General features: G+C 75.9%; 13 protein-coding genes. 7 read left to right on the forward strand and 6 right to left on the reverse strand.

What is annotated here, in order from left to right; all coding sequences use genetic code 11:
* The first annotated feature begins 25 nt into the window (after positions 1–25).
* Entirely contained in the window at positions 26–1204 is a 1179-nt protein-coding gene (solA, locus tag C9F11_RS07415; protein WP_138958493.1) for an N-methyl-L-tryptophan oxidase, read from the forward strand.
* 10 nt (positions 1205–1214) lie between these two features.
* Entirely contained in the window at positions 1215–2330 is a 1116-nt protein-coding gene (locus C9F11_RS07420) for an aromatic ring-hydroxylating dioxygenase subunit alpha (protein ID WP_138958494.1), read from the forward strand.
* A gap of 46 nt (positions 2331–2376) precedes the next feature.
* On the opposite strand, the gene C9F11_RS07425 is transcribed toward C9F11_RS07420, so the two are convergent.
* The 4 genes from C9F11_RS07425 to C9F11_RS07440 all read right to left on the reverse strand — a co-directional run bounded on the left by C9F11_RS07425 (position 2377) and on the right by C9F11_RS07440 (position 10524).
* A complete protein-coding gene (locus C9F11_RS07425) occupies positions 2377–7053 on the reverse strand; it encodes a hypothetical protein (protein WP_138958495.1) in 4677 nt (1558 codons plus the stop codon).
* A 94-nt stretch (positions 7054–7147) separates the two neighbouring features.
* Entirely contained in the window at positions 7148–8041 is an 894-nt protein-coding gene (locus C9F11_RS07430) for a hypothetical protein (protein ID WP_138958496.1), read from the reverse strand.
* A 76-nt stretch (positions 8042–8117) separates the two neighbouring features.
* A complete protein-coding gene (locus tag C9F11_RS07435; RefSeq protein ID WP_138958497.1) occupies positions 8118–9644 on the reverse strand; it encodes a hypothetical protein in 1527 nt (508 codons plus the stop codon).
* A gap of 175 nt (positions 9645–9819) precedes the next feature.
* Positions 9820–10524 carry a GntR family transcriptional regulator gene (locus C9F11_RS07440; protein ID WP_138958498.1) on the reverse strand — a complete coding sequence of 235 codons (705 nt, stop codon included), beginning with the start codon at positions 10522–10524 and terminating at the stop codon, positions 9820–9822.
* A 234-nt stretch (positions 10525–10758) separates the two neighbouring features.
* Between C9F11_RS07440 and C9F11_RS07445 the strand changes: the two genes are divergently transcribed.
* From C9F11_RS07445 to C9F11_RS07465, 5 genes are all read left to right on the forward strand, one after another.
* Entirely contained in the window at positions 10759–12060 is a 1302-nt protein-coding gene (locus C9F11_RS07445; protein WP_138958499.1) for an MFS transporter, read from the forward strand.
* The gene (locus C9F11_RS07450; RefSeq protein ID WP_138958500.1) at positions 12057–12824 is read left to right on the forward strand and encodes a putative hydro-lyase; all 768 of its coding nucleotides are present in this window, start codon (positions 12057–12059) and stop codon (positions 12822–12824) included. The genes C9F11_RS07445 and C9F11_RS07450 overlap by 4 nt, the downstream gene beginning before the upstream one ends.
* A 65-nt stretch (positions 12825–12889) precedes the next feature.
* Positions 12890–13654 (forward strand): 5-oxoprolinase subunit PxpA, encoded by a 765-nt coding sequence (locus tag C9F11_RS07455; RefSeq protein WP_138958501.1) that lies wholly within the window; start codon positions 12890–12892, stop codon positions 13652–13654.
* 23 nt (positions 13655–13677) lie between these two features.
* Entirely contained in the window at positions 13678–14292 is a 615-nt protein-coding gene (locus C9F11_RS07460; protein ID WP_138966209.1) for an allophanate hydrolase subunit 1, read from the forward strand.
* A complete protein-coding gene (locus tag C9F11_RS07465) occupies positions 14289–15188 on the forward strand; it encodes a biotin-dependent carboxyltransferase family protein (RefSeq protein ID WP_138958502.1) in 900 nt (299 codons plus the stop codon). Before C9F11_RS07460 ends, C9F11_RS07465 begins: the two co-directional genes overlap by 4 nt.
* Here the strand turns inward: C9F11_RS07465 and C9F11_RS07470 are convergent.
* Entirely contained in the window at positions 15154–16011 is an 858-nt protein-coding gene (locus tag C9F11_RS07470) for an SGNH/GDSL hydrolase family protein (RefSeq protein ID WP_138958503.1), read from the reverse strand. The genes C9F11_RS07465 and C9F11_RS07470 overlap by 35 nt on opposite strands.
* Positions 16008–17198 (reverse strand): glycosyltransferase, encoded by a 1191-nt coding sequence (locus C9F11_RS07475; protein WP_249402149.1) that lies wholly within the window; start codon positions 17196–17198, stop codon positions 16008–16010. Before C9F11_RS07475 ends, C9F11_RS07470 begins: the two co-directional genes overlap by 4 nt.
* Positions 17199–17304: the final 106 nt, after the last annotated feature.

Here is a 17304-nt window from a genome sequence, read left to right on the forward strand (position 1 = left end):
CCGTCGCCGTCCCCCTGGAGACCGCATGTCCCGCACCACCCCCACGTACGACGTGATCGTGATCGGCCTGGGCGGCATGGGCAGCGCCGCCGCCCACCACCTGTCCGCGCGCGGGGCCCGCGTCCTCGGCCTGGAGAGGTTCGGCCCCGTGCACCAGCGCGGGTCCAGCCACGGCGGCTCCCGCGTCACGCGCCAGTCGTACTTCGAGGACCCCGCGTACGTACCGCTGCTCCTTCGCGCGTACGAGCTGTACGAGCAGGTGGAGCGGGACACCGGGCGCGAGATCGCGATCCTGTGCGGCGGTGTGATGGTCGGCCGTCCCGACGGGCGGGTCGTCTCCGGGGCGCGGCTGTCCGCCGAGACCTGGGGCCTGCCGCACGAGATGCTCGACGCCCGCGAGATCCGCCGCCGCTTCCCGACGCTCACGCCCCGGGCCGACGAGGTGGCGCTCTTCGAGCGGCGCGCGGGGCTGCTGCGGCCGGAGAACACCGTCGCCGCGCACCTCCAGCTCGCCACCCGGCAGGGCGCCGAGCTGCGCTTCGAGGAGCCGGTCGTCCGGTGGGAGCCGTACGGGGGCGGCGTCCGCGTGCACACGCCCGAGGACACGTACACCGCGGGCCAGTTGGTGATCTGCCCCGGTGCGTGGGCGCCCGACCTGCTCGCGGACCTGGGGGTGCCGTTCACGATCGAGCGGCAGATCATGTACTGGTTCCAGCCGACCGGCGGCGTCGGGCCCTTCCTGCCCGCACACCATCCGATCTACGTGTGGGAGGACCCGGAGGGCGTCCAGGTGTACGGCTTCCCGGCGATCGACGGCCCCGAACTCGGCGCGAAGGTCGCCTTCTTCCGCAAGGGCGACGCCTGCACGCCCGAGACCATCGACCGCACGGTCCACCCGCACGAGGCCGCCGCGATGGCCGACCACATGTCCCGCCAGATCCCCCTGCTTCCCGGGCGCCTGCTCAAGGCCGCGACCTGCATGTACACGACGACACCCGACGAGCACTTCGTCATCGCCCGGCACCCCGCCCACCCGGAGTCGGTGACGGTCGCCTGCGGCTTCTCCGGGCACGGTTTCAAGTTCGTGCCGGTGGTCGGCGAGATCCTCGCCGACCTGGCGCTCGACGGCGCCACCGCGCACCCCGTCGACCTGTTCGACCCGCGCCGGATCACCGGCCCGCTGCCCGCCGCGGCGCCCGCTTAGGAGGACCGACGTGACGACCCAGGTGTCCAGGAGCCTCATCGCGACCCTGCCCGGCCGCTCGTACACCGACCCCGAGGTGTTCGCGCGCGAGCAGGAGCGCGTCTTCGAGGCGCTGTGGGTGTGCGCCGTACGCGCCGCCGACCTCGACAGGCCCGGCGCGTACCGCACCGTCCAGGTCGGCCGCGAGAGCGTCCTGGTCACCCGTGCCCGCGACGGCGGACTGCGCGCCTTCCTCAACGTCTGCCGCCACCGGGGCGCCCGGCTGTGCGCCGACGACGCGGGCGAGGTGCGGCGCGGACTGCGGTGCCCGTACCACGCCTGGACGTACGACCTGGACGGACGGCTCGTCGCGGCGCCGAACCTCACCGGGATGCCCGACGTCGACCGGACCGCGTACGGCCTGGTGACGGTGGCGCTGCGGGAGTGGCTCGGCTACGCCTGGGTGTGTCTGGCCGACGAGCCGCCGTCCTTCGAGGAGACCGTGGTCGGCGACGTCACCGCGCGCCTGGGCGACCCGGCGGCCGTCGAGCGCTACCGCCCCCAGGACCTGGCCCTCGGGCGCCGGGTGCGCTACGACGTGCGCGCCAACTGGAAGCTGATCGTCGAGAACTTCATGGAGTGCTACCACTGCGCGACCATCCACCCCGAACTGACCGACGTCCTGCCGGAGTTCACGGACGGCTTCGCCGCGCAGTACTACGTCGGGCACGGCGCGGCCTTCGGCGACGAGGTGCGCGGCTTCACCGTCGACGGCAGCGCGGGCTTCGGGCGCCTCCCGGGGGTCGCCGACGAGCAGGACCGCCGCTACTACGCGATCACCGTCAGGCCGACGGCGTTCGTGAACCTCGTACCGGACCACGTGATCCTGCACCGCATGGTCCCGCTGGCCGCGGACCGCACGGTCGTCGAGTGCGACTGGCTGTACGCACCCGACGTCGTGGCCCGCGGGGCCGATCTGTCGAAGTCCGTGGAGCTCTTCCACCGGGTCAACGAGCAGGACTTCGCGGCGTGCGAGCGGACCCAGCCCGCGATGAGCTCCCGCGCCTACCGGCACGGCGGGGTGCTCGTGCCGACCGAGCACCACATCGGGGAGTTCCACGCCTGGGTGACCCGACGGCTCGCCTGAGCGCCGTGCGCCCCCGAAGCCCGGGAGGCCGCCGCTCCGCGCGCCCTCAGGTCGTGACGGGCCGCTTGTACATCCGCGTCGCCGTGATCTCCCCGTGCACGGTCTCCTCGGCCGGGGCCTGCTGCTCCTGCGGCAGACCGGGGCGCAGATGCTCCTCGACGCTGATGTACTTCAGGCCCGCCCGCAGGTCCGCGTCGTTGCGCAAGCGGATGACCAGCGGGAACTCGGCGAGGGCGGTCGTGTCGAACAGCCCCGTGGTGTACAGCAGCTGCACGCCCAGGGCGTCCGACACGGCCCGCTGGAGCTCCAGGAGGTACGTGGCGTTGGCGCGGCCGATGGGGTTGTCGAGGAACAGCGTGCCCGCGTGGCGGTGCTTGTCGCGGCCCCGGTCGTTCGACCGCAGGGCGGCCATCGTGCAGTACAGGGCGATGGCGGCGGTGAGCAGCTGGCCGCCGGAGAACACGTCGCCCATCTGGCCGACGGGGACGCGCTCGGCGCGCAGCACCGCGTCGGGCTTGAGGATCTCCACGGCGATGCCGCGCGGCTCCAGGGCGGCCTGAACTCCCCTGAGCAGCAGGGACATTCCGTCCCTTCGCAGGTCGGAGTTCTTCTTCACGGCCGCGCGCGTGGCCTCGTCGATGACCACGCCGAGGCGCTCCACCAGGGTGGCCTGGTCGGGCTCCTCGAAGCGGATGCGCAGGAACTCCTGACCGGACCACTCGCCGAGGCCTTCGGGGAGCCGGGACAGGCGCTGGGCGGACCTGAGGGTGGCGAGGGCCGACTCGACGAGTCCGCGCAGCCGGTCGACGATGCTGTCGCGGTTGCGCTCCAGCTGCTCCAGCTCGTCGGTGAGGACGCGCAGGCGGGGCGCGAAGGCGTCCGCCCACTTCTTGGCGTGCTCGGGCAGCGCCGCGGCGGGCAGCTCGCGGATCTGCTGGCGGGCGGGGGTGCGGACCTGTTCGTAGCGGGTGGAGTTGGCGTGCCGGACCAGGACGTCGGCGGCCTCCCGGACGGCCGTCTCGGCGGCGGACAGGTCGGCGGCGCAGCCGCGCAGCGAGCGGCGGGCCTCGGCGGCGGCCTGGCGGGCCTCCTCCAGGGTGCCGGGGTGGGGCTCGGGCTGCTCCTCCGCGTCCGCGTCGGGGTGCTCGCGCAGCAGGTCGCGCAGGAGCGCGGCCGTCTCGTCGAAGCCTCCGGCCGCGTCCTCGGTGGCGCGGTGGGTGCGCAGGAGCGCGGCGTGCGCCTCCTTGGCCCGGGTCAGGGCCGCGCTGTGGGCGGCCAGTTCGCCCGTGGCCGTACGCAGCAGCGCCTGGGCCTGCTCGGCGTCGGCGGGCACCAGGTCGGCGGGCAGCTCGGTGTGCGCGTCGCCGTCCTCGGGCGCGTGCCGCTCGGCCTCGCCGCGCAGCCGGCCGAGCTGCTCGCTGGCGGCGGACGCACGGGACTCGATGAGCTGGACCTGCGCCTCCGCGCGCGCGGCGGCGGCCTGCCGGGAGGGGCCGTCGGCGCCGTCGGTGCCTTCGAGGAGCTGGGCGGCGCGGGTGCGCACCTTGTTGCTGAGCCGGTCGAGCTCGGCGAGGGCGGCGGACTCGTCGCTCTCGGCGCGGGCCTGCTCGGCGCGCAGGTCGGCGCCGACTCCGACCTTCTCGTACAGCTGCGAGGCCGCGCGGTAGGCCTCGCGCAGCGCGGGCAGCGAGGTCTTGGGGGCGTCCTCGTCGAGGGCGATGTCCTCGGGGGCGCCGGCGATCTCGGCGCGCTCGGCGCGCAGCGCGCGGGCGGTGCGACGGGCGTCGTCGGCGGCGCGCTGCGCGGCACGGCGGTCCTCGTCGGCGGCGCGGGCACGGTCGAGGCAGGCCTGGGCGCGGGCCTCGGACTCCACGGCCTCGTCGGCCAGTTCGCGCAGCTTCGTCTGCCAGCCGGTGCGCTCGCGCAGCCGGAACGCGAGGCCCGCGAGCGCGTCTGCGGCGCGGCGGGCCCGCTGGGCGGCCTCCTGCCGCTCGTCGCGCACGCGTGCGGCGTCGCCCGCGACCTCGTCGGCCTCGGCGCGGGCGGTACGGGCCTCGGCGAGCTCGGCCTCCGCCTCCTCGGCGAAGGAGCGGGCCGCGCGCGCGGCGGCGGCCAGCTCGGCGAGGCGCCCGGCCGGGCAGCCGGAGCGCCAGGACGCGAGCCGGGCGGCCAGCTCACGGTCCTTGGCCAGGCGCTGGGCGAGGACGCGGATCTCGTCGTCGCGCCGGGTGGCGCGGGCGCGCAGGGCCTGCCGCTCCTCGTCGGCGGCGTGCTCGTCGTGCATGGCCGGGTTCGGCGGTACGAGGAAGACGTCGCCGTCGGCTTCCGCGTCGGCCGCGGGGGCCGGGGCGAGGAGGGCGGCGGCGGTGCCGACGGCGACCGTCGAGCGCGGCAGCAGGGCGGCACCGGAGAGCGCCTCGCGGGCCCGTACGTGCGTGTCGGGGTCGGTGATGATGACGCCGTCGACGAGCTCGGGCCGGGCCGCGAGCACGCGCGCGTGGTCGGTGGGGTCGACGGCCTGGGCCAGATAGCGCCAGCCGGGCAGCGCGGGGATGCCGTGCTCGCCGAGGAACTCGACGGTGGCCAGGACGTCGGGCCCCGGCGGCAGCAGTCCGCCGTCGCCGAGCGCGCCGAGGATGCGGGAGTCGTCGGCGGCGGCGGTGCGCAGCTCGAACAGCTGCCGCTCGGCGGCGGCCACCCCGTCCTCCAGGAGGACGCGCAGGTCGTCGGCGCTGTGGTCGAGGTGCTCGGCGGTGAGGGCCTCGTCGGCGCGGCCTTCGTGGTCTGCGGGCGCCTCGCCCTCGGGCGTGCCGCCGGTGGCGTCGTCGGCGGCCGCGCGGCGCGGCTGCGGCACCCCGGCGCCGGGCGCGCTCCCGGTGCCGGGCAGGCCGAGGAGTTCCGCGAGCCGCTCGTCGCGCGCGAGGGACTCGGCGGTCCGCCGCTCCCCGTCGTACGCCTGCTCGGCGGCCGTCGCGGCGTCGGCGGCGCGGGCCGCCGTCAGCTCGGCGCGGGCCTCCGCGGCGGCGGCCTCCTTGGCGTGCTCGGCGGCCCTGCTCGCGGCCTCGCGGGCGGTGTCCCAGGCGGCGACCGCGGACTTCTCGGCGTCGCTCGCGGCGAGGGCGGCGCGCGCCGGGTCGGCGTCGGGCTCGCTGTCGTCGAGCCAGCCCGCGCGGACGGCCTCCGCGGTCTCCTGCTCGACCTCGGCCAGGCGTTGGCGCAGGTGGCCGGTCTCGCTGCGGGCGCGCTGCGCCTCGGTCGCGGCGGCGGTGGCGTCGCGGTGGGCGGCCTCGCCGGTCTCCTGGAGGACGGCGGAGCGCTCCTCCTCCTCGTTCGCGTGCGCCTCGGCGCCCTCGGCCGCCGTGTGCAGCGCCCGTACGAGGTCGGCGGCGGCCTTGGCGCGGGCGGCGAGCGCGGGGGCCGCGTCCCGCTCGGCCTCGCGGATGGCGGCGGCCACGCGCGCGGAGCGGTCGGCGGCCGCCCGGTGGCGCAGGACGGCCTCGGCGGCCTGCCACGCCGCGTGCAGGGTGCGGGCGTCGGCCAGCTCGCGGCGCTGGGCGGTGGCGGCCTTCTCGGCGACGGTGAGCGCCAAGGAGGCGTGGCGGTAGGCCAGTTCGGCGGAGATGAGCGCGGAGCGCTCGCGGGCCTGCTCGGCCGAGGTGACGGTGTGCGCGGCGGCCGTGACCTGCTCGGCGAGGTCGGCGGCGCGGCCGCGCTCCTCGACGCCGCGGGCGGACAGGCGCCGGGCGAGGGTGCGGGTGCGCCGCTCGGCGCCCGCGTGCACGTCACGCGCGCGGGCCCGGGTCTCGGCGGCCTCGACGATGCGGCCGAGCAGGTCGACGGAGCCCGCGGTGAAGTCCCGCTCGGCGATCAGCTCGGCGCGGCGGCCCAGCTTGTTGCCGAAGCCGTGGACGAGGTCGGCGAGGCCGTCCGTGTCGCGCGTGTCCGTGACGGCGCGCAGCAGCAGGTCGGTGAAGTCGGAGTCCTTCTTGACGGCGAACAGGCCCGCGGCCTCGCCCTCGTCGGCGTTCATCTCGCGCTGGTAGCGGAAGAGTTCGGGGTCGAGGCCCAGGTCGCCGAGGTGTTCGTTCCACCGGTCGTGGATCTCTTCCCAGTGCACTTCGAGGTGCGGGTACGCCTTGCCCGCCTCCGTCAGGGCGTCCCGGAAGCCCTTCATGGTGCGGCGGCGGCCCTGCGCGCCGGACGCGCCCTCCGCGGCGGCCCTGACGGCGGTGGACTCGGCGACGGGCAGCGAGTCCAGGCTCATGCCGGGGCCCGGCCGGAAGGAGTACCAGGCCTCGGCGAACTTCCGCGGGTCGTTCGAGACCTGGCGGCCGCGCCACTCACTGACCTTGCCGACGACGACGCACTCGCCGGTCAGCGTGTGCTGCCACTCCAGGGCGACGTGGCCGCAGTCGTCGGCCAGCAGGAACTTGCGCAGGACGCCGGAGCTGGCGCCGCCCAGGGTGTTGCGGTGGCCCGGCAGCATCACCGAGAAGATCAGCTTGAGCAGGACCGACTTGCCGCCGCCGTTCTCCAGGAAGAGCACGCCCGCGGGCGCGGGCCTGCGCGGCGGGCCGACCGGCTCCTCCTCGAAGAACTCCGCCTGCGCGGGCGCGGGGTCGGGCACCACCTCGCCGACTCCGCGCAGGTCGAGGACGGTGTCGGCGTAGCGGGCACCGGCAGGTCCGATGGAGTAGAGGCGGACCCGGGACAGCTCGTACATGGCGGCGGACTCTCGTCGTAAGTCGTCGGTCGGTGACTCGTGCGGAACGGCGGGGCGGTGGGGGCGGTCCCCGGTGGTGGGGCCCGCCCGGGGGTCAGGCGTGGAACGGCAGGCCCGCGTCGGCCACCAGCTCCAGGTCGTCGGTGTCGTCGGGGGGCAGGAGCGTCGCGGAGCCGTCGGTGACCGGGACGACGCCGAGCTCCAGGAGCTCGGCCATGGCGGCGCTGCCCGCCATGTCGCGTACCTGGAGCTGGTAGCGCGCGGTCGTGCGGTAGGTCCCGCCGGAGTCGTCGCCGGTGCGCTGGAGGAAGCCGGAGTCGGTGAGGAACGCGGCGGCCTTGCCGACGATGCCAGTGGTCGAACCGGCCAGTCTGCGCGCGTCCTTGGTGGCTCCGGTGGAGCTGCGCCGGGCCCAGACGCGCCAGGCGGCCTCCAGGCCGGGGGCGTTGGTCGCCGGGTCGGTGTTCTCGCCCTGCTCCTCGGCGCGCTCCTCCAGGCGGCGGCAGGCCTGGCGGACGAACGCGTCGACCCCGTTGACCGTGACGCGGCCGATGTAGCCGTCGTCGGCGAGGTCCTCGGGGCGCGGGAAGGCCATGGCGGCGACGGCGAGGTGGGCGAGGCCGTGCAGGAAGCGGTCGGTGGAGTCGGCGGCGGCGCGGCGCGCGTAGTCGCCCATGCGCACGGCGAACACGGAGTCCTCGGCGGCGGTGACCGCCATCCCCGCGCGCGGGGACACCTCCAGGACGACGAGGCCGAGCCCGGTGGCGACGGCGTCGGCGAGGCGCGCGAAGGGGGGGTCCTCGCGGTAGCGGCGCAGCAGTTCGCCGTACTCCTGGTCGCGGGCGGGCTGGAGCTTGGGCTGGAGCCCGAAGGCGACGAGCCGGGCGGCGTCGGCGGCGTCGGCCGGGGTGACGGCGGGCGTGGCGGCCGGGGCCGGGGCGGAGTCCGGCTCGCCCCACGCGGCGTGCTCTGCGGGGTGGTCGGTCACGGCTGCGGCTCCTTGCTGCGGTGGGTCGGTCGTACGTCTCCTGGGGCGCCCGGGGCGGTGCCGCGGGCCCGGGGCGTCACGCCGCCTCCGTGCGGTCGGCGGCCATCCCCGCGGCGTCGAGCAGCGCGGTGCCGACGACGAGGTCGGCGCCGCCGAACTCCGGGTCGTCCAGCTCCGTGCCGTCGTCCACGGCGAACAGGAGCTGCTCCTCGCCCTGGCGGTAGGCGGTGCCCACCGGCGGGCTGGCCGCGTGCACGGCGAGCAGGGCGACCAGGTACGGCAGCTCGGGGTCGCGGCGGCGGGCGTCGGCGAGCAGCCCGGAGAGCCTGCGCGGCGCGTCCGGCGGCAGGGAGAGCAGCTCCATGGCGCTCGCCAGCTGCTCCTCGCTGAACCGGCTGTCGTCGGGGGTGGCGATGAGGTCGGGCTCGGGCATCTCGGCGCCCAGGTGCTCGCGCTCCATCGGCGGCGTCAGGAGTATGTCGACGAGGTCGCCGACGCGGACGGACACGGGGGTGCGCAGGCCCGTGCCGTGGGCGAAGAAGGCGTCCGTGACGCGGGTGGCCTGCTCGGCGGGGAGCGGCAGCACGGGGGCGACGAGCTGGCCGTACAGGTCGAGGCCGGTGCGGGCGGCGGGCGTGGCGAAGGCCTGCCGGTCCTGCTCGGCGCGGAACAGGGGGCCCGCTTCGAGGAGCCGGGACTGGAGCTGGGTGTGGCGGCGGATGCAGTCCTTGACGATGTCGACGAGCTCGGCGGCGCGGCGCTTCTGCTCGGGGTCCTCGGACTCGTCGCGGGCCTTGCGGATGTTCGTCAGGATCGCGTTCTCGTGGCGGTAGCGGTCGGCCACGTGGTCCAGGGCCTCGGCGATCATGTCGGGGACGGCGCGCAGCCAGTCCACCGCGCGGACGTTGCGCCGGGTGGCGTCGAGGGCCTTGCGGAGCGTCTCCGAGTACTGGACCGTGCGGTAGCGCGCCTGCTCGGCGGCGAGCTGGGCGTCGGCGAGGCGGCCCCTGCTGATGAGCACCTCCAGCTTCACCTCGGCGGCGATCTGGGCGCTGGTGACGTCCGTGTCGAGGGCTCCCACCAGGACGTTCACGGCCTCGTCGGTGGTGCGGAGGTAGACACCGCCGCCGTATCCGGGGACTTCCTCGATGAGCTTGAAGTCGTAGTCCCTGCGGACGTACGTCCCGTCGGGGTCGAAGGTGCCGTAGACGGCGCGGAAGCCGCGGTCGACGCTGCCGACGTTGATCAGGTTCTCCAGGACCCAGCGGGCGACGCGCTCGTGCTCGGCGGCCGGGCGGCGCGGGGCCTGGGCGGCGACGCGGGGCAGCAGGCGGGCGACGATCTGCTCGTGGTCGGCGCCCGTGTCGAAGTCCATGTTCAGCGTGACGAGGTCGATGGCGGACAGGGCCACCTCCGCCATCGCGTACACCGAGTACTCCCCCGCGAGGTTGGCCTTGCGGGCGTCCAGGTCGTGCAGCGGCGCCGTGCACGCGAGCGCGCGCAGGCGCCGCGCCAGGCCCTCGTCGGCGGCCGGGCCCGGCGCGGGCCGCGGCCCCGCGCTGAGCTGGGGCGGAGCGGTGTCCGATACGGCAGGCGAAGTCACGGTGCACAGACTAGGTCCTCGGTCTGACAACGGTCGAAACGACGCAGATGCACCGTGCGGGCCCCGGCCCCGGGCACGGCCCCGCGGGCCCGTCGCCGGGCCGTGGCGCGCGCCGCCCCGGGGCGCCCCGCCGCTCCCGTCCCCGGGTGCGCGGCGGGCTTCCGCCGGGGCCGCGTCAGCGCCCGCCGAGCCCGCCCTCCGCCACCCGGCGCGCGTAGGTGTCGACCAGGCCGCGGCGCGAGTCGTCCAGGTACTCGGCGAGCAGCCGCTCGGCCTCGGGCGCGGTACCGGCCTGGAGGGCTTCCAGGAGCTGCCGGTTGCGGGCGAGGTAGGGCTCGTGCAGGCGGCGCGGGTCGTCCACCACGTGGAAGGCGAGGCGCAGTTCGGCGAAGACGCTGCGCATCAGCTCGTCGGTGCGGTCGCTGCCGGCGAGCGCGACCAGTTCGCGGTGGAAGTGGATGTTGGCGGTGGACACGCCCTTCCAGTCCCGCGCGCGGGCCGCAGCCCCGCCCTCGGCGACCGCGTCGGCGAGTCCGTCGACGGCGTACGGCGGCGGTCCGAGGCCGCGGACGACGGCGCACTCGACCAGGCTCCGGATGCGGTAGATGTCCTCGACGTCGTCGACGGTCAGGACGCGTACGAACACGCCCCGGTTGAGCTCGTGGACGAGGAGCCGCTCGTGGGTGAGGAGCCGGAAGGCCTCGCGCAGGGTGTTGCGGGAGACGCCGAGCGCACCGCCGATGCTGTCCTCGGAGAGGCGTGTTCCGGGAGGGAAGTACCCCTCGGCGATGCGGCTCCGCAGGATGTCCGCGACGCGTTCGGCGGTGCTGGTGCGGCCCAGCAGCGCGCGGTCGTCGGCGAGACCCGTCAGTTCAGCCATGCTCAGCGATCCCCTCAGCCATGCCCGGATTCAACCGCAGAGACAAGAACGAAACAACACGGGTATTGAGGGATCGTTGAACAATCCTCTACGTTGTCCGGCAGGCGGCTCCCGCTCCCCGCCGGGGACCGCCACGCTCAGCCCGTCAACAGCACCCGCGGCGCTCCCGGACCCCCTTCGGCACCGCTCATCAGAAGCACCCTCCAGCACCGCCAACCCCTCTGCGAGGTGCCCATGAGCACGACCCCACCGCCCTCCCCGATATCCGTCGACGGCTCCCCCGGCGAGGCCCGGCCCCCCGACGACGACGGCGCGTTCGGCTGGCTGCGCGCGCTCGGCCCGCGCGGCCGCCGCGCCTTCACCGGCGCCTTCGGCGGGTACGCGCTCGACTCCTACGACTACTTCACGCTGCCGCTGACGATGGTCGCCCTCAAGGCGTACTTCGACCTGAACAGCGGCCAGACCGGCCTGCTCACCACCGTCACGCTGGTCGTGTCCGCCGTGGGCGGCGCCGTCGCGGGCGTCGTCGCCGACCGCATCGGGCGTGTGAAGGCCCTGATGATCACGGTGGTCACCTACGCGGTGTTCACCGTCGCCTGCGGCTTCGCGCCCAACTACGAGACCCTGCTGCTCTTCCGCGCCCTCCAGGGCCTCGGTTTCGGCGGTGAGTGGGCGGTCGGCGCCATCCTGGTCGCCGAGTACGCGAGCGCCAAGAACCGCGGCCGCACGCTCGGCGCGATCCAGAGCGCCTGGGCGGTGGGCTGGGGCCTCGCCGCGATCGTGTACACCCTGGTCTTCCAGTTCCTGGACGACGACGTCGCCTGGCGCGTGATGTTCTGGACGGGCGCCCTGCCCGCGCTGCTCGTGGTCTACGTACGCCGCAACGTCCACGACGCCCCGGAGGCGGCCGCCGCGCGCGAGAAGAGCACCGACAAGGGCTCCTTCACGGCCATCTTCAAGCCGGACCTGCTGCGCGTCACGTGCTTCGCGGTCCTGCTGTCCACCGGCGTCCAGGGCGGCTACTACACGCTCGCCACCTGGGTTCCCACCTACCTCAAGGACGACCGCGGCCTCACGGTCGTCGGCACCGGCGGGTATCTGACGTTCCTGATCTCGGGCGCCTTCCTCGGCTATCTGACCGGCGGGTACCTCACCGACAAACTGGGCCGCAAGCGGAACATCACCCTGTTCGCCTTCCTCTCCGCGGCCAGCATCGTCGCCTACACGAACATCCCCGACGGCGCCAACGGCCTTCTCCTGGTGCTCGGTTTCCCGCTGGGCTTCTGCATGTCGGCCATCTTCAGCGGCTTCGGTTCGTTCCTCAGCGAGCTGTACCCGGCCGCCGTGCGCGGCACCGGACAGGGCTTCACGTACAACACCGGGCGCGCGATCGGTGCCGTGTTCCCCACCACGGTGGGCTTCCTGGCGGACAGCTGGGGCACGGGCGGCGCACTGATCTTCGGCGCGTTCGGGTACGCCCTCGCCGTCGTCGCCCTGCTGGGCCTGCCGGAGACGCGCGGCAGGGAGCTGCTGTGACCCCGGCGGAGGCGCGCGGGAGGTTCCGGGCGGGCCTGAGCGTCCCGACGGCGGGCTGGGCCCCGGGGCACACCCAGGCGAACCTGATCGCCGTCCCGGCCGACTGGGCGTACGAGATGCTGCTGTTCTGCCAGCGCAATCCGAAGCCGTGCCCGGTCCTGGACGTCACCGACGCGGGCTCCTGGACCACGCCGCTCGCCCCGGGTGCCGATCTGCGCACGGACCTGCCGCGCTACCGCGTGTGGGTCCGCGGCGAGCTGGTCGACGAGCCCACCGACGTGCTCGCGCACTGGCGCGACGACCTGGTGGCGTTCCTCATCGGGTGCAGCTTCACCTTCGAGTGGTCCCTCGCGGCGGCGGGCGTGCCGCTGCGCCACATCGACCAGGGCCGCAACGTCTCCATGTACGTCACCGACCGCCCGTGCAGGCCCGCGGGGCGCCTGAAGGGACCCATGGTGGTCTCCATGCGCCCGGTCCCGCCCGCGCACCTGACGGCGGCGATCGAGGAGAGCGCCCTGCTGCCCGCGGTGCACGGCTCCCCCGTCCACTGCGGGGACCCGGCCGGGCTCGGCATCGCCGACCTCGGCGCGCCCGACTTCGGCGACCCGGTGGACGCCGAGCCCGACGACATCCCGGTCTTCTGGGCGTGCGGGGTCACGCCGCAGGCCGCCGTGATGGCCTCCCGGCCACCGTTCGCGCTCACGCACGCGCCCGGCCGGATGTTCCTCACCGACGCCCGCGACGAGCAGTACCGCGTGGCCTGACCGGACCGGCAGCCGCGCGCACGCGCGCGTGGACCCGCGACAACGAAACAGGAGCGAAGACGTTCATGACCTGGGCCTCGATCGACCTCAACGCCGACCTCGGCGAGGGCTTCGGACGCTGGCGGCTCACCGACGACGAGGAGCTGCTGTCCGTGGTCACCAGCGCCAACGTGGCGTGCGGCTTCCACGCGGGCGACGCGGCCACCATGCGGCGCGTGTGCGAGCGGGCGGCCGAGCGGGGCGTGCGGATCGGCGCCCAGGTCTCGTACCGCGACCTGGCGGGCTTCGGGCGGCGCGCGATGGACGTGCCGCCCCTGGAGCTCGCGGCCGAAGTGGCCTACCAGATCGGCGCCCTGGAGGTGTTCGCCCGGGCGGCGGGCACGCGCGTGTCGTACGTGAAGCCGCACGGCGCGCTCTACAACCGGGTGGTCCACGACGCCGAGCAGGCGGCGGCCGTCGTGGACGGGGTGCTGCTCGCCGACGACCGCGTCCCGGTGCTCGGGCTGCCCGGATCGCGCCTCCTGGAGACGGCGGAGAAGGCCGGACTCCCCGTCGTCACCGAGGCGTTCGCCGACCGCGCGTACACCGCCGGGGGAACCCTGGTGCCGCGCGGCACGGACGGCGCCGTCATCACCGAGGCCGACGCCGTCGTGGAGCGGTCCGTCGGGATCGCCCTCTCCGGGACCGTGACCGCGCACAGCGGAGAGCGCGTCCCGGTCCGCGCGCGCTCCTTGTGCCTGCACGGCGACACACCGGGGGCGGTGGGCCTCGCCCGGCAGGTCCGCGCGCGCCTGGAGGCGGCGGGCGTCCGGGTGGAGGCGTTCGCGTGAGCGACTCCCCCGCCCGGCCGCGCATGACGGTGCTGCCGATGGGCGAACGGGCGCTGCTCGTCGAACTGTCCGACGGAAGCGCAGCCGAGGCCCTGCACGCCGAGCTGCTGCGCCGCCGCGCCGCCGGGGAGCTCACGGTGCGGGAGATCGTCCCCGCGGCCCGTACGGTGCTGCTCGACGGCCTCGACGCCCCCCAGCGGCTCGCCGCCCGCCTGCCTTCCTGGGAGATCCCGCCGCTGTCCCCCCGCGCGCGGGACGTCCTCGAACTCCCCGTGCGGTACGACGGCCCCGACCTGGCGGACGTCGCGGCCCTGTGGGGAGTGCCGGTGCGGGAGGTGCCGCGGATCCACGCGGCGGCCGAGTTCCGCGTCGCCTTCTGCGGGTTCGCCCCCGGCTTCGGCTATCTGACCGGCCTCGGCGGGCTGCCCGACGTGCCGCGCCGGGCCACGCCGCGTACGGCGGTGCCCGCGGGCTCCGTGGGCCTCGCGGGGCCCTACACGGGCGTGTACCCCCGTACGTCGCCCGGCGGCTGGCAGCTGATCGGCACCACGGAGGCCGTACTGTGGGACGACGCGCGCGCACCGGCCGCGCTCCTGACACCCGGTGCGCGGGTCCGCTTCGTCCCGGAGGGCCGATGACCGACCGGGCCTTCGTCGTCGTGCGCTCCGGAGCGCTGACCACCGTGCAGGACGAGGGGCGGCCCGGCCACGCCCACCTGGGGGTGCCGCACTCCGGAGCCCTCGACCGGCCGGCCGCCGCGCTCGTGAACCGTCTCGTCGGCAACCCTCCCGAAGCGGCCGTCCTGGAGACCACCCTCAACGGCTGCGCGGTGCGGCCCCGCTGCGCGGTCACCGTCGCGGTGGGCGGCGCGCCGTGCCCGGTGACGGTGGACGGCAGACCCGCCCCCTGGGGGATGCCGGTACGGGTGCCCGCCGGGGCCCTGCTCGACGTGGGAACCGCCGTCTCCGGAGTACGCGGATACCTCGCCCTGAGCGGCGGCGTGGCCGTCGAGCCGGTGCTCGGCAGCCGCTCCACGGACCTGCTCTCGGGCCTCGGGCCACCGCCGCTCACGGACGGGGCGGTACTCCCCCTGGGGGCCGCGGCCCCCGCTCACGCGCGCGTGGACGTCGTCCCCCATCCGGCGCCGCCGGGCGAACTGGTGCTGCGCCTGACGGCCGGGCCGCGTGCGGACTGGTTCACGCCCGGGGCGCTGCGGACCCTCACCACGCGCACGTACCGCGTGGCGTCGGCGAGCAACCGCATCGGCCTGCGCACGGAGGGGCCCCCGCTGGAGCGGGCGGTGAGCGGGGAACTGCCCAGCGAGGGCATGGTGCTCGGCGCGGTCCAAGTGCCGCCGGACGGCAGGCCCGTGGTGTTCCTCGCCGACCATCCGACCACGGGCGGCTATCCGGTGGTGGGCGTGGTGCGGCGCGCGGACCTGGCGGGAGCGGCGCAGGCGGCGCCGGGGACACCGGTGCGGTTCGTGGTCACGGGGGCGCTCACGCCGCCTCTGGCCGGCTCTCCGCGACCGTGAGCCCGGTGAGCGCCGCCGCGACCGACCGCGCGGCCCGTACGTCAAGGCCGCCGCTGGTGCCGCACAGCCCGTGCTGCACCTCCGTCGCGGCCAGGGCGAGGAGCTGGGGCAGCAGGTCGGTGCAGCGCCGGGCGACCCACCCCGTGCCCGCCGTGGCCAGCCACCACAGGCTCGCCGAGCGGGTGGGCGGCGGCAGTTCGGGCTCGCGCCCGGGCGCGGGCCCGACGGCCAGGCCCTCGGCGGCGAGCAGGGCGTGGCAGCGGGCGGCGAACACCCGGTGGCCGCGCTCGCCGGGGTGCAGCCGGTCCGCGCTCCACAGGGTGCGGTCGGCCACCCACTCCTCGTCGGCGGCGTGCAGGTGCAGCGCGCCGTGGCGCTCCGACAGCGCGTGCACGACCGCGTTCACCGCGCGCTGACGCCGGGCCAGCGGGCGGCCGAGGGCGCCGGGGAGCCCGAGCATCGCCCCGGGGTTTGGCAGACAGGCGGTGAGCAGGGCGGCGCCGCGCCCGGTCAGCGTGCCGTAGACCTCGTCGAGGCGGGCGGCCACGGCGTGCAGGTCGAAGGTGTGGCGCAGCGTGTCGTTGACGCCCACGACGACGGACACCAGGCCGGGGCGCAGGGCCAGCGCCTCGGGCGTCTGGCGGTGCAGGACGTCCCAGGTCCTGGCGCCGTTCACGGCCAGGTTGTGGAACTCCACGGGCCGTTCGGGCGGGCCGATGCCCGCGGCCAGCAGGGCCGCCCAGCCCCGCCAGGCGCCGTCCACGGGGTCGCCCACGCCCGCGGTGAGCGAGTCCCCCAGGGCCACGTAGGTGCGGGCGCTCATCCGGCACCGCCGTGCCCCGGCAGCGCCACGGCCCCCGGGGCCTTTGGCTCCACCACGGCGCCCGTGTCGTGCGCCGCCAGGAACGCCGCCACCGCGGCGTCCCAGCCGAAGCCCTCAGCCCGCGCGCGTGCGCGCTGTCTCCGGTCCCGCTCGGGCCTGCCGAGGACGGCCTGGACGGCGTCCGCGAACGCGTCCGCCGTGTCGGCGGCCACCGCTCCCGCCCCGCCCACGATCTCCGGGAGCGCCGACGAGGCGCTGGCCACGACGGGGGTGCCGCACGCGAGCGCCTCCAGGGCGGCGAGCCCGAACGTCTCGCAGGGCCCCGGCGCCAGACACACGTCGGCGGTGGCCTGGAGCGCGCCGAGGGCGGCGCGGTCGGCGACGTGCCCCAGGAAGGTCACCGGCAACCGCCGCTCCCCGGCCCGCTGTTCGAGGCGCGGGCGCAGCGGCCCGTCCCCGGCGACGACGAGCACCGCGCGTACGCCACGCCCCCGCAGCTCCGCCAGGGCGTCGAGAGCCCTTCCGGGCCGCTTCTCCACCGAGAGCCGGGAACACAGCAGGAGCAGGACGTCGCCCTCGCGCGCGTGGGCGGCGCGCAGCCGGGCGTCCCGCAGCCCCGGGTGCCGGTCCCGCAGATCGACCCCCAGGGGAGCCCGTACGACATTGCCCGCCCCTATGCGGACGAATTCGCGCTCGGCCCATTCGGTGGTGCACACCACGCGCGCGTAGGCGTACGCGGTACGGGAGTTCAGGGAGTCGGCGGCCCGCCGGGCCAGGCGCGGCGGCAGTCCCCAGGTGCGCATCACGGCGTCGGCGGCCTCGTGGGAGACCATCACGGCCGGAACCCGGGCGCGGCGCGCCCACGCCCCGGTCCAGCGCAGCGTCGTACGGTCCGAGACTTCGAGGCGGTCCGGGGCCAGGCGCTCCAGGAGGCGGGCCACGCCGCGCCGGTCGGCGAGGACGCGGTAGCCGCCCGTACCGGGCAGTTCGGGCCCGGGCACCGTCACGACGCGCCCCTGGTCGGTGTCGGCCACACAGGCTCGTTCCCCGGGGACGATCAGGACGGGCTCGTGCCCGGCGGCCCGGTAGCCCCGGCCCAGCTCGCGCAGGGCGGTGCGCAGACCGCCCGACGAGGGCGTCACGAAGTTGGCGATGCGCACGATGCGCAGGGGGCCCGTGTGGCGCACGGGGAACGGCCCGTCGGGCCGCACGGGGGCCGGGCCGGTGCGCGGCACGAGACGCAGACCTCCGCGCCGCACGGCCCCCGGCCCCGCAGCCCCGGCCCCGGCCCCG

The sequence above is a fragment of the Streptomyces sp. YIM 121038 genome, assembly GCF_006088715.1.
Taxonomy (GTDB): domain Bacteria; phylum Actinomycetota; class Actinomycetes; order Streptomycetales; family Streptomycetaceae; genus Streptomyces.